Origin of the sequence: Pandoraea sp. NPDC087047 (genome assembly GCF_044745225.1) — a bacterium.
In the GTDB taxonomy this organism is placed as follows: domain Bacteria; phylum Pseudomonadota; class Gammaproteobacteria; order Burkholderiales; family Burkholderiaceae; genus Pandoraea.
The window spans coordinates 73,807-86,041 of record NZ_JBIUZU010000007.1 but is presented as its reverse complement, the minus strand read 5'-3'; the positions used below and the strand labels follow the sequence as shown (position 1 = coordinate 86,041).

The window sequence follows — 12,235 nt, the reverse complement described above, 5'->3', positions numbered from 1 at the left end:
GCATTGCCGGGCGTTTTGACTTTCAAGCCTTGCGTCGAAGCAAGACGTTTGGACAAATCACGCCGCCCTCACGTCCCGCCGCACGACCGCTGCGTTCGACGCAATCACGACGCAGCCGCAGCAGGCGCCGACGCGGTCCCGGCATTCGCCGGCGCACTGCGCTCTTCCCAACCGCCGCCGAGCGCCTTGTAGAGCGTGACGAGGTTGGTCCAGCGCGCGAGACGCGTTGCAATCAGTGTCTGCTGCGCCGCGTACAGCGAGCGCTGCGAGACCAGTGCGTTCAGGTAGCTGTCCACGCCATTGCGATAGCGCAGATCCGAGAGCTTGTAGCTCTCGTCGCTCGCCTTCACGAGCGACTCCTGCGCCGAGATCTGATCGTCGAGCGTGCCGCGTGCGGCCAGGCCGTCGGACACTTCGCGGAACGCCGTCTGAATCGCCTTCTCGTAGTTGGCGATTTCGATCCGCTTTTGCACCTTGGCCAAGTCGAGGTTGGCGATGTTCTGCCCGCCCGCGAAGATCGGCAGCGTGATGGTCGGTGCGAACGACCATGCGCCCTGCCCGCCCTTGAACAAATTGCTCAGCGACGCGCTGGCCGTGCCCGCATTCGCCGTCAACGAAATCGACGGGAAGAACGCTGCACGTGCCGCACCGATGTTGGCGTTGGCACCCTTGAGCGTGTGCTCGGCGGCGGTCACGTCCGGGCGGCGCAGCAGCAGATCGGACGGCAGCCCCGACGGCAGATCGGCCAGCAGGCCCTGTCCGTCGAGCGGACGTCCCGGCGGCAGATCGGCCGGCAGCGGCTGGCCGATGAGCAGCGCGAGCGCGTTCTCGTCCTGCGCCACCTGACGCGTGTACTGCGCGAAGTTCGCCCGCGCCGTGTCGACCGGCGTTTGCGCCTGACGCAGGTCCAGCCCGGAGGCCGCCCCCACGTCGAAGCTGCGCTTGGTCAGGTCATACGACGATTGCTGGCTCTTGAGCGTGTCCGACGTGAGCTTGAGCAACTCCTGGTCGGCCAGCAACGTGAGGTACGCCGTCGCCACTTCCGAGACCAGCGTGATATGCGCCGACTTGGCCGTGTCCTCGCTCGCCAGATACGTCTCCAACGCCTGATCCTTCAGGCTCTGGATACGACCGAACAGATCGAGTTCGTACGACGTGAAACCCACGCCGACCTGATAGCTGCGGCTGATCCCCGCACGTCCGGTCGTCGAGAGATCGGCCGGCGCGCGCTGGATCGATGCCTGCCCCGCTGCCCCAACCGAGGGCAGCAGCGCCGAGCGCTGGATCTGGTATTGCGCACGTGCGGCTTCGATGTTGAGCATCGAGACACGCAGATCGCGGTTGTTCTCCAGCGCGATCTCGATGAGCTTTTGCAGACGGGGATCGGCGAAGAAGTCTCGCCAGCCCAGATCGGCCGCCACGACATTGCTGTCATTGGTGCCGTTTTGGTTCGCCGTCCCCGGCGTCTTGTAAGCCGGGCCCGTGGGGAACGAACTGGCAACCGGCGCCTCGGGCCGCTCATAGTGCGGCGCGAGGGTACAGCCTGCCAGTAACGCTGCCGCCAAGGCAATCGGCAATGCTTTTTGCTTCATAGGTCAGTTTCCTTCCTTGGCGGGGCCTTCGGTTGCGTCCGGGGTTTCGTGACGTGCCTCCGGATGCTCCACCGTGTCCAGATCCTCATGCGCGAAGCGCTTGCGCACCAGCACGAAGAAGATCGGCACGTAGTAGATCGCAAGGAACGTCGCCGCCAGCATACCGCCGATCACGCCGGTACCGATAGCGTGCTGCGAAGCCGAACCTGCACCGTTCGAAATCGCGAGCGGCAACACACCGAGAATGAACGCCATCGACGTCATCAGAATCGGGCGCAAACGCAGTCGCACCGCTTCCATGGTCGCTTCCATCAGCGTTCGGCCCTGCTCCTGCAGATCCTTCGCGAATTCCACGATCAGAATGGCGTTCTTCGCCGACAGACCCACCGTTGTGAGCAGACCCACCTGGAAGTACACGTCGTTGGACAACCCGCGCAACGTGGCAGCCAGCAGTGCACCCAACACGCCCAGCGGCACCACCAGAATCACCGAGAACGGGATCGACCAGCTTTCGTACAACGCGGCCAGACACAGGAACACGATCAGAATCGAGATCGCATACAGCGCCGGTGCCTGCGAGCCCGAGATGCGCTCTTCGAACGACAGCCCCGTCCACTCCAGACCGATACCCGGCGGAAGTTCCTTGGCGATTTCCTCGACAGCCTTCATCGCGTCGCCCGACGACTTGCCCGGTGCCGGCATACCCTGAATTTCCACGGCAGGCACACCGTTGTAACGCTCCAGACGCGGCGAGCCGTACGTCCACTTGCCGGTGGCGAAGGCCGAGAACGGCACCATCGCTCCGCTGGCATTGCGCACGTAAAGCTTGTTGATGTCCTGCGGCAACATCCGGTCCTTCGCCTCGGCCATCACATATACCTTCTTCACACGACCACGGTCGATGAAGTCGTTCACGTACGACGAGCCCCACGACGCCGACAACGTGTTGTACACGTCGGCAATCGACAGCCCCAGCGCAGCGGCCTTCTCTTCGTCGACGTCCACCTTGTACTGCGGCGTGTCGTCGAGACCGTTCGGACGCATGTTCGCGAGGTTCGGGTTCTTCGCCGCCAGGCCCAGCAACTGGTTACGGGCAGCCATCAGGGCGTCGTGGCCGAGGCCTGCGCGATCCTGCAACTCGAAGTCGATACCGCCGGCGTTACCCAGCTCAGGCACCGAAGGCGGGTTGATCGCGAAGATCATCGCGTCCTTCACGCTGGCGAATGCCTGGTAGGAGCGCGCGATCACGGCCTGCACCTTCAGGTCGGACGATTGACGCTCATCCCACGGCTTCATCATCGTGAACGCCAGACCCACGTTCTGACCACGGCCGTTGAAGCCGAAGCCCGTCACCGTGAAGATCGAACGCACCGAGTCCTTTTCCTGCTCGAGGTAGTGTTTCTCGACCTGCTTCATGACGTCGAGCGTACGTTCTTGCGTCGCACCCGGCGGCAATTGCACGAGGTTGAAGAAGTAGCCCTGATCTTCGTCCGGCAAGAACGCCGTCGGCATGCGCACGAACAGGAAGCCGACCACTGCCACGATCACCACGTAGACGATCACGAACGGCGTGGTGCGCTTCAGAATGCGCTCCACCTGGCCCTGGTACTTCTTCGAGCCGCTGTCGAACTTGCGGTTGAACCAGCCGAAGAAGCCGCGCTTCTCGTGGATCTCGCCCTTCTTGATCGGCTTGAGGATGGTCGCGCACATGGCCGGCGTGAGCACGATAGCCACGAGCACCGACAGCGCCATGGCCGCCACGATCGTCAGCGAGAACTGACGATAGATGGCGCCGGTCGAGCCGCCGAAGAACGCCATCGGCACAAACACGGCGGAGAGCACGAGTGCCACGCCCACCAGCGCGCCGACGATCTGGTCCATCGCCTTCTTCGTCGCCTCTTTTGGACTTAGCCCTTCCTCGGCCATCACCCGCTCGACGTTTTCGACCACCACAATGGCATCGTCGACGAGCAGACCGATGGCGAGCACAAGCCCGAACATCGACAAGGTGTTGATGGAGAAGCCCGCGGCGCCCATGATGCCGAACGTGCCGAGCAGCACCACCGGCACGGCAATCGTCGGAATGATCGTTGCCCGCAGGTTCTGCAGGAACAGATACATCACGAGGAACACCAGCACGATACCTTCGATGAGGGTCTTGATCACTTCCTCGATCGAGATCTTCACGAACGGCGTGGTGTCGTACGGATAGTCGACCTTCATGCCTTGCGGGAAGTACGGCTCGAGTTCGGTGACCTGCTGCTTGACCAGCGTTGCCGTTTGCAGCGCGTTCGCACCGGTGGCCAGCGTAATCGCCAGACCCGCTGCGGGCTTGCCGTTGTAGCGTGCCACCACCTGATACGACTCGCCGCCGAGTTCGATGCGCGCCACGTCGCCCAGACGCACTTGCGAGCCGTCCTTGTTGACCTTAAGCAGAATCTTGCGGAACTGCTCCGGCGTTTGCAGACGGCTTTGCGCCGTCACGGTGGCGTTGAGCTGCTGGCCCTTGACCGCCGGCGCGCCACCCAGCTCACCGGCTGAGATCTGCACGTTCTGTGCCTGAATGGCGTTCGAGACGTCGATGACGGTCAGGTTGTAGCCGTTGAGCTTCTGCGGATCGACCCAGACACGCATTGCGTACTGCGAGCCGAAGAGCTGGACCTGACCCACGCCGTTCACACGGCTGATCGGATCCTGCACGTTGGCGGCGATGTAGTTCGCAAGGTCGATGTCGGTCATAGTGCCGTCATCGGAATACGCACCGATCACCAGCAGGAAGTTCTTGGTCGCTTTCGCCACCTTGATACCCTGCTGTTGCACCTGCTGCGGCAGCAGCGGCGTGGCAAGTTGCAGCTTGTTCTGCACCTGCACCTGTGCGATGTCCGCGTTCGTGCCTTGCGAGAACGTCAGCGTGATCTGCGCGGTACCCGAGCCGTCAGACGTGGACGACATGTACTCCAGGTTGTCGATACCGTTCATCTGCTGCTCGATCACCTGCGTGACCGTATCCTGCACGGTCTGCGCCGAAGCGCCCGGATAGGTCGCGGTGATCTGCACGGACGGCGGTGCGATCGGCGGGTATTGCGAGACCGGCAGCTTCAGAATCGAAAGCGCACCGGCCAGCATGATGACAATCGCGATCACCCAAGCAAAGATCGGGCGATCGATAAAAAACTTTGCCATGAAAGAGGCTCCGCGTTATTGGGCTTTGGCGCTCGAGGCGGCGTCGGCCTGCGATGCGCTCGCAGCAGCCGGTGCGCTGGCACCGGCAGGCTGCTGCGCCTGAGCACCCGGCAACTGCGCCGGAACTGCCTTCGCGGGTGCGCCCGGGCGCACCTTCTGAAGACCGGCCACGATCACCTGATCGCCCGCCGCAAGACCCGAGCTCACCAGCCACTTGTCGCCGACCGCACGATCGGTGACGAGTTGACGCAGCTCGACCTTGCCTTCCTTGTTCACGATCAGCGCCGTCGGCTGACCCTTCTGGTCACGCGTCACGCCTTGCTGCGGCACCAGCAGACCGCCTTCCTTCACGCCTTCCTGGAGCTTGGCGTGCACGAACATGCCGGGCAACAACTCGCGGTTCGGGTTCGGGAAGATGGCGCGCACGGTCACCGAGCCGGTCGTCTGGTCGACGGTGATGTCCGAGAATTGCAGCTTGCCTTCGAGCGGGTACGGCGTGCCGTCTTCGAGCGTCAGCTCGACCTTGGCGGCGTTCTTGCCGGCGCTTTGCAGCTTGCCGTCGGCCAGTGCTCGGCGCAGACGTAGTCCGTCCGCGGCCGATTGCGTCACGTCCACGTACATCGGATCGATCTGCTGCACGGTCGTCATCAGCGTCGCGGCGCCCGCTTGCACGTACGCGCCTTCGGTCACCTGCGACAGACCGGTGCGGCCCGAGATCGGAGCCGGCACATCGGTGTAGCCGAGGTTGATCTTCGCGGTGTCGACGGCAGCCTTGCCTGCCTGCACGTCGGCATCCGCCTGCAGTGCGGAGGCGACGGCATTGTCGTAATCCTGCTTCGACACGGCTTCGACGGCGACCAGTTGCTTGTAGCGCTCGGCCAGTACTCTGGTCGACGCCTGATTCGCTACGGCCTTCGCGAGCGTTGCCTTGGCGTTCTCGAACGCGGCCTGATACGTTGCCGGATCGATCTTGTACAGACGCTGGCCTGCCTTGACGTCACCGCCTTCGGTGAAATCGCGCTTGAGCACGATGCCGTCGACACGCGCACGCACGTCGGCGACGCGGAAGGGTGCGGTGCGTCCGGGCAGGTCGGTCGTCAGCGTTACGTTCTGGGGTTGCAGTGTCACGACGCCGACTTCCGGCACCATACCCTGCGGCTGCTGCGGCTTCTTGCCGCATGCGGCCAAGGTCAATACCGCGAGTGCTACGGCAGTGACCATCCCCAGTGAACTTCTCTTGACGTGCATATACGCCCCCGATAAATGGAATGCGGTCAAACAAAATGACGAGTACGTTGCGACGATTGCGACGGCGAAGGCCGGTCCGCAATCCCGTCGCACAAAGGCGGGCGGCGAATGCCAAAAGGCCCGTGTGAGCGGGCCATCGGAGACAGGCCCGTCAAGCGGGCCAACAAGACGTCCCCGGGCGCGGCGGATACCGCGCACGCTGGCATTCGTGTGAGATCGTCGAACAGGCTCCGGGACATCAGGCGACCTGGGCTGGCACACCCCGACTCAGGCGGCGTGCCTCGGCCAATTCGCGCTCTCCGGTCAGGGAGTTTTCCCTTAGAGGAGGCAGCTTAAATGGTCCCTGTGCAATAGAGCAAGCGGCTGCTATTATAGATACATTCATGAATGTATGTAAATCACATTGCGTCGCACCATAGCGCGGCCTGGTTTACATCACATTTCGCAATTTCCGCCGCCCCTGTGACACGACGATGGCCCGCAGAACCAAAGAAGAAGCGATCGAGACCCGCAATCTGTTGCTCGACACCGCTGAGACGGTGTTCGCTCAGAAAGGCGTGTCGCGCACATCGCTCGCCGACATCGCCGAAGCCGCCGGGCTGACCCGCGGCGCCATTTACTGGCACTTCAAGAACAAGATCGACCTCTTTAACGCCATGACGGATCGCATTCGTCTGCCGATGGAGCGCATGATCGACGAGGAATGTGCCGAGCCCGAGCACGGCGACCCGGTGCAACGCATGCATGAGATCTGCAAGCTCGTGCTCAAGGAAACCGCCCGCAACGAGCGCCGCCGCCGCGTGCTCGACATTCTGTTCCATAAATGTGAATACACGAACGAGATGCTCTCGGTGCTGGAGCGTCAGCGTGAGGCATGTGCCGACGGCAAGCAGCGCATCATGCGCGACATGGAGCGCGCCATCGAGCATGGCCAGCTCCCGCCGGGACTCGACACGCGCCGCGCCGCCATCATGTTGCACGCGCTGGTGGTCGGCATGATGTCGGACTGGCTCTTCCTGCCCGACTACGATCTCGGTGTGGAGTGCGACGCCGTGGTCGACGGCTTTTTCGACATGCTGCGCACCAGTCCGGCGATGTTGCGCCCGGGCCACAAGCCGGTGCAGGCCGCGACGGCCTGATCGCCGAGAGCGCCTTCGCGGCCCTTCGCTAATTACTACATATATTAATTAGCAGCGCCCCTGGGGTCGACGCCTTGCTCATCGCTTGCTCGTGCATTTCATCATGTATGGCGCATGTGCATGTCGTCCCGAATTCTCCGTTTCACGACGCGGCATTGCCGCGCCGGATCGCATTCGTGTGCAGTGATATGGCATATGTCTGTACAGCGTCGCCTCGTTATATATAATCCTACACAACGCGTTGCGCACTGAGCGCAAGCGGCGGTCCGGCCTCGCTGCCCGACCGTATCCACGAGCCGGCTCACGGCGACTTCCGCCGAACTCCGAGCCAGCCTAGCCACCACACGCTGGAGATCACTTTCGTGAAAGCTGTCGGAACCCCTGTCACTGCAAGCCTCAAGTCTCAAGCCCCGCAACAGACCCGCACGATGCTGCGCCGCGCGCTGGGTGTCGCTGCTGTCGGCGCAAGCCTGTTGTTTGCCGGCCACGCCGCAGGCCAGCAAGTGTTCGCTGCCGCCAGCATGAAAGACGCGCTCGACGATCTGTCCGCGGCCTACACCAAGGAAACGGGCAAGAAGCCGGTGCTCGTGTACGGCGCAAGCTCGACGCTGGCTCGCCAGATCGAGAAAGGCGCACCTGCGGACGTTTTCATCTCGGCCGATCAGGACTGGATGGACTATGCGCAAAAGCACGATCTGATCGACACGGCCACGCGCCGCAATCTGCTGGGCAACGAACTGGTGCTGATCGCACCGGCCACGACCACGGGCGATGTCGACCTCAAGTCGGGCGCCGATCTCGATGCAAAACTTGGCAACGGCAAGCTCGCCATGGGCGATCCGGCGCACGTACCGGCCGGCCTCTACGGCAAGGCAGCGCTCGAGAAGCTGGGCATCTGGTCGAAGGTGCAAGGCAAGGTGGCCGCCGCCGACAACGTGCGTAACGCACTGCTGCTGGTCGCACGCGGCGAAGCGCCGTACGGCATCGTCTACAAGACGGACGCCAACGCCGAGAAGCGCGTTCGCATCGCCGGTACGTTCCCGGCCGACAGCCACGCCCCGATCGTCTACCCGGTCGCCGTGACGAAGCAGGCCAATCGCACCGACGCCGATCCGTTCTACAAATTCCTCCAGACGCCGACGGCACAAGCCACGTTCCAGCGTTTCGGTTTCAGCCGCCCGTAAGCGGACACTGCCGCCATGGGCCTGACCCCGGAAGAATGGGGCATCGTCGAACTCAGCCTGCGCGTAGGTTTGTGGGGCACGCTTTGCAGCCTGCCCCTCGCCTACGCCGCAGCCTGGCTGCTCGCCCGCCGGAGTTTCCCCGGCAAGGCGCTGCTCGATGCCATCCTGCATTTGCCGCTCGTCCTGCCGCCGGTCGTCGTCGGCTTCGCGCTGCTCGTTCTGTTCGGCGCCCAAGGGGCGATCGGCAAGCTGCTGCGTGAGTGGTTCCACTTCACCTTCGCTTTTCGCTGGACGGGTGCCGCACTCGCCGCCGGCGTGATGGGCTTTCCGCTGCTCGTGCGCGCGATCCGGCAGGCACTGGAATCGTCCGACACGAAGCTCGAACAAGCCGCGCAGACGCTCGGCGCGGGCCCCTGGCTCACCTTTTTCACCGTGACGCTGCCACTCACCACGACCGGTGTGCTGCACGGCTTCGTGCTCGCCTTTGCGCGCGCCCTCGGCGAGTTCGGCGCAACGATCACGTTCGTCTCGAACATTCCCGGGCAGACGCAGACGCTGCCGCTGGCGATCTACACGGCCACGCAAGTCCCCGACGGTGACGCGATGGTCTGGCGCCTGTGCGCGATTTCGGTCGTGCTGGCCGTCGCCACACTCATCTTCTCCGAAGTGCTGATTCGCTTCGGGCATCGCAAGGCGCTCGGTTATGACGGTTGAAGTTCGTCTCCAACACCGCTTCGGCGACTTCATGCTCGACGCCGAGTTCGCCGCGGGCATGGGCGTGAGTGCGTTGTTCGGGCCGTCCGGCAGCGGCAAGAGTACCGTGGTCAACGCGGTATCCGGCCTGCTCAAACCCGACGCCGGACGCATCGTCGTGGGCGACGAGGTGCTCTTCGACAGCGCCGCCGGTATCGCGCTGCCGACATGGCGCCGACGCATCGGCTACGTGTTTCAGGACGCGCGTCTGCTGCCGCACCTGAGCGTTCGCCAGAATCTGCTCTTCGGTCGCTGGCTGCGACGTCGCGATGTCGCCGCAGCGGGCACCGGGGCGATTGCGCTGGAACATGTGGTCGACGTTCTGAACCTCGGCCACTTGCTCGGCCGCCGCCCGGGCGCGCTTTCCGGCGGCGAAAAGCAACGCGTGGGCATCGGCCGGGCGCTGCTGTCGTGCCCGCGCATGCTGCTCATGGACGAGCCGCTTGCGTCGCTCGATCACGCACGGCGCCTGGAAGTGCTCGACTACCTGAACCGCATCCGTCACGAATTGAAGTTGCCCGTGCTGTATGTCACGCACTCGCTCGATGAAGTGATGCGACTGGCCGATCAGGTGGTGTTGTTCAAGGAAGGGCGCACGATCTCGCAAGGCGCGCCGGCCGATGTGCTCAACGTGCATCGCGACGCGCTCGACGGTGCCGCCGAATCGCCGGGCACCGTGCTGGAGACACGCATCGTCGCGCATGACGCACAGTACGGGCTGACCGAACTTGCGGTAAACGGCAGCGACACGATTCGTTTGCGCGTGCCGCGCGCCGGTGGCGAAGCGGGCGACGTGTGCCGCATTCTCGTGCGTGAGCGAGACGTCGCCGTGGCCACCTCGCCGCCCGTCGACACCAGCGTGCTGAACGTGCTTCGCGCACGTGTGGCCACGCTGCGCGATCTGGGCGACTCGGTGGAAGTCGGTGCAACGCTTCTGGGCGACGACGCGGGCACGCTCACCAGCACCGCGTTGCGTGCTCGCATTACGCGCTTCTCCGCCGATCAGTTGCAACTCGCACCGGGTCGCGACGTGTATCTGCTCATCAAATCGGTCGCATTGACTCGGTGACGCAGTGACGCGATGACGATGGGTTGAGAGTGCGTCGACCACAGGCTGACGACACGCAACCGCCGCCGCAACAAAACAAGGCGTCGCAACGGAACTCCGCTGCGACGCCTCGCCACTTCCGGACGTCTGAACGTCTGGACTTCGTCGGCGGCTTATTGACCCTTGCTCATCGCATCGCCTTTGGACATGGCGTCGTCCTTGCCCATCTTGCCCATCTTGCCCATGGCGTCGTGCTTGCTCATTGCGCCGCCCTTGGCCATGGCGTCTCCCTTACCCATCGCGTCGCCCTTGGACATCGCCGAGCCTTTGCTCATCGCATCGCCCTTGGACATGGCGTCGCCCTTGGACATCGCATCGCCCTTGCTCATGGCGTCCTGCGCGAAGGCCGCGCCCGTGCCGAAAGCCAGACCTGCCAGACCCATCGTCAATACCGCCAGATAGCGCTTGTTCATTGTCGTTACCTCCAAGTGTGAGAAATTTCCATCGAGGCACTTCCTGTGCCTCTCGTAAGTCGTGCAGTCGTGCGGGCCGGTGCTCCTGCGCAGCGCGGCCCTCGCGTCAACTGCCGCCGAACCAGTTGTAGCCCTGGTCCTCCCAATACCCGCCCGTGTACGTGTTGGCCACGAAAATCGCGCGAATGTGTTTGGGATTCTTGTAGCCGAGCTTCGTGGGAATGCGCAGCTTCATGGGGAAGCCGTACTCCCGCGGCAGCGTCTGGCCGTCATAAGTGAGCGCGAGCAGCGTCTGCGGATGCAGCGCCGTCGGCATATCGATGCTCGTGTAGTAGTCGTCCGCACATTTGAAGCCGACGTAACGCGCGGTAGTGTCGGCACCGATGCGTCGCAGAAAATCCGCGAACGTCACGCCGCCCCAGCGGCCGATGGCGCTCCACCCTTCCACGCATACGTGACGCGTGATCTGCTCTGCGGCGCGCGGCGCGGCGAAGTCGCGCAGCGCGTCGAGCCGCCACGGGGCCTTGTCCGCGATGAGTCCGGACAACTCCAGCCGGTAATCGACTTCGTCCACGACCGGCGCTTCGTCGATCGAATAGAACGCATTGAACGGAAACGGACGCGTGATGGCCGAGGCCGGAAACGTCGGGGCCAGCACGTCCTTGCGGAACAGCGCGGCCTGCACACGATCGTTCCAGCGCGAGATCTTGTTGAGCGCCGATTCCACACTGGCGTTGTCGTCGAGCGAGCAGCCCGAGAGCAAGGCCACGCCGCCGAGCGACAAGGTGCGCGTCAGAAACGCCCGGCGCGAGGGTTCGGCCACGCGGCGCGTCATCAGTGCTCGCGCTTCATGGAGAATGGCTTCGCCATCGCGCACGACCGGGGCGTCAGGCGTCAGAATTCGGGGCTTTCGTTCGAGGCTCATGGCAGGGCTTCCTTATTCCTTATCTCGTCGCCGGTGCGCTCAGCGCCCGGTAATCATGGTGCGCAGCGTGCGGGGCACCAGCGCCACCATCGCCACATGGATGGCCACGAAGGCGACGAGGCCCGCCATCGCAACGAAATGAACCAGACGCGCGCCCTGAAATCCGCCGAAGAGCGTGCACAGCCAGCCGAGTTGCACGGGCTTCCAGATCGCAAGTCCCGAGGCGACGAGCAGCACGAGGTCGAGCACCGCGAACAGATAGGCGGCCCGCTGGACCTGGTTGTAGTGACGGGGATCGTTGTGCGCGAGACGTCCGCGCAGTGCCGCGAAGAGGTCGCGCACCACACCGGCCGGCGTCAGCGGGAAGAAGCGGCGCGAGAGGCGTCCGCTGGCGAGGTTGACCAGCACGTAGATCAACCCGTTGGCGACCAGCAGCCACATCGCGGCGAAATGCCATTGCAGAGCACCGCCGAGCCAGCCGCCGAGCGTGATGTCGTTGGGAAAGCGGAACGGGAAGATCGGCGACGCGTTATAGATGCGCCAGCCGCTCATAACCATCGCGAGCACCGCCAGCACGTTGAGCCAATGCGTCACGCGAAGCCACCCCGGCTGAACCGGCGCACTGCGCACGGGCGGCTTTGCTGCGGGCGGCGCGGACTTCGTCAAAGTGGACATCGGGATCTCCATCGC

The 12,235-nt window shown here is 63.8% G+C and carries 10 protein-coding genes; 4 read left to right on the top strand and 6 right to left on the bottom strand.

The window, feature by feature from the left end; all coding sequences use genetic code 11:
* Window positions 1–104: 104 nt before the first annotated feature.
* From adeC to ACIPHM_RS14745, 3 genes are read right to left on the bottom strand one after another with little or no spacing between them, the layout of a single operon-like run.
* Window positions 105–1,592, bottom strand: a complete 1,488-nt coding sequence (gene adeC / locus ACIPHM_RS14755; RefSeq protein ID WP_400329308.1) for an AdeC/AdeK/OprM family multidrug efflux complex outer membrane factor — start codon at window positions 1,590–1,592, stop codon at window positions 105–107.
* A 3-nt stretch (window positions 1,593–1,595) separates the two neighbouring features.
* Window positions 1,596–4,775, bottom strand: coding sequence for an efflux RND transporter permease subunit (locus ACIPHM_RS14750; protein ID WP_400329306.1), 3,180 nt, complete (start codon window positions 4,773–4,775; stop codon window positions 1,596–1,598).
* A gap of 15 nt (window positions 4,776–4,790) precedes the next feature.
* Window positions 4,791–6,023, bottom strand: a complete 1,233-nt coding sequence (locus tag ACIPHM_RS14745; RefSeq protein ID WP_400329304.1) for an efflux RND transporter periplasmic adaptor subunit — start codon at window positions 6,021–6,023, stop codon at window positions 4,791–4,793.
* A 473-nt stretch (window positions 6,024–6,496) separates the two neighbouring features.
* On the opposite strand from ACIPHM_RS14745, the gene ACIPHM_RS14740 reads away from it, so the two are divergent.
* The 4 genes from ACIPHM_RS14740 to modC all read left to right on the top strand — a co-directional run bounded on the left by ACIPHM_RS14740 (window position 6,497) and on the right by modC (window position 10,168).
* The gene (locus ACIPHM_RS14740; RefSeq protein ID WP_400329302.1) at window positions 6,497–7,162 is read left to right on the top strand and encodes a TetR family transcriptional regulator; all 666 of its coding nucleotides are present in this window, start codon (window positions 6,497–6,499) and stop codon (window positions 7,160–7,162) included.
* 362 nt (window positions 7,163–7,524) lie between these two features.
* Window positions 7,525–8,346 carry a molybdate ABC transporter substrate-binding protein gene (gene modA, locus ACIPHM_RS14735; protein ID WP_400329299.1) on the top strand — a complete coding sequence of 274 codons (822 nt, stop codon included), beginning with the start codon at window positions 7,525–7,527 and terminating at the stop codon, window positions 8,344–8,346.
* A 15-nt stretch (window positions 8,347–8,361) separates the two neighbouring features.
* The gene (modB, locus tag ACIPHM_RS14730) at window positions 8,362–9,060 is read left to right on the top strand and encodes a molybdate ABC transporter permease subunit (protein ID WP_400329296.1); all 699 of its coding nucleotides are present in this window, start codon (window positions 8,362–8,364) and stop codon (window positions 9,058–9,060) included.
* Window positions 9,050–10,168 (top strand): molybdenum ABC transporter ATP-binding protein, encoded by a 1,119-nt coding sequence (gene modC, locus ACIPHM_RS14725; RefSeq protein ID WP_400329293.1) that lies wholly within the window; start codon window positions 9,050–9,052, stop codon window positions 10,166–10,168. Before modB ends, modC begins: the two co-directional genes overlap by 11 nt.
* 152 nt (window positions 10,169–10,320) lie before the next feature.
* On the opposite strand, the gene ACIPHM_RS14720 is transcribed toward modC, so the two are convergent.
* From ACIPHM_RS14720 to ACIPHM_RS14710, 3 genes are all read right to left on the bottom strand, one after another.
* Entirely contained in the window at window positions 10,321–10,620 is a 300-nt protein-coding gene (locus ACIPHM_RS14720) for a pentapeptide MXKDX repeat protein (protein WP_400329290.1), read from the bottom strand.
* A 106-nt stretch (window positions 10,621–10,726) separates the two neighbouring features.
* A complete protein-coding gene (locus ACIPHM_RS14715; protein ID WP_400329287.1) occupies window positions 10,727–11,545 on the bottom strand; it encodes a molybdopterin-dependent oxidoreductase in 819 nt (272 codons plus the stop codon).
* Between the two features lie 39 nt (window positions 11,546–11,584).
* Window positions 11,585–12,220 carry a cytochrome b/b6 domain-containing protein gene (locus tag ACIPHM_RS14710; protein ID WP_400329284.1) on the bottom strand — a complete coding sequence of 212 codons (636 nt, stop codon included), beginning with the start codon at window positions 12,218–12,220 and terminating at the stop codon, window positions 11,585–11,587.
* Window positions 12,221–12,235: the final 15 nt, after the last annotated feature.

Coding starts and splice junctions, on each gene's coding strand:
- adeC (WP_400329308.1), bottom strand. CDS start 1,592: ATGAAGCAAAAAGCATTGCCGATTGCCTTGGCGGCAGCGTTACTGGCA.
- ACIPHM_RS14750 (WP_400329306.1), bottom strand. CDS start 4,775: ATGGCAAAGTTTTTTATCGATCGCCCGATCTTTGCTTGGGTGATCGCG.
- ACIPHM_RS14745 (WP_400329304.1), bottom strand. CDS start 6,023: ATGCACGTCAAGAGAAGTTCACTGGGGATGGTCACTGCCGTAGCACTC.
- ACIPHM_RS14740 (WP_400329302.1), top strand. CDS start 6,497: ATGGCCCGCAGAACCAAAGAAGAAGCGATCGAGACCCGCAATCTGTTG.
- modB (WP_400329296.1), top strand. CDS start 8,362: ATGGGCCTGACCCCGGAAGAATGGGGCATCGTCGAACTCAGCCTGCGC.
- modC (WP_400329293.1), top strand. CDS start 9,050: ATGACGGTTGAAGTTCGTCTCCAACACCGCTTCGGCGACTTCATGCTC.
- ACIPHM_RS14720 (WP_400329290.1), bottom strand. CDS start 10,620: ATGAACAAGCGCTATCTGGCGGTATTGACGATGGGTCTGGCAGGTCTG.
- ACIPHM_RS14715 (WP_400329287.1), bottom strand. CDS start 11,545: ATGAGCCTCGAACGAAAGCCCCGAATTCTGACGCCTGACGCCCCGGTC.
- ACIPHM_RS14710 (WP_400329284.1), bottom strand. CDS start 12,220: ATGTCCACTTTGACGAAGTCCGCGCCGCCCGCAGCAAAGCCGCCCGTG.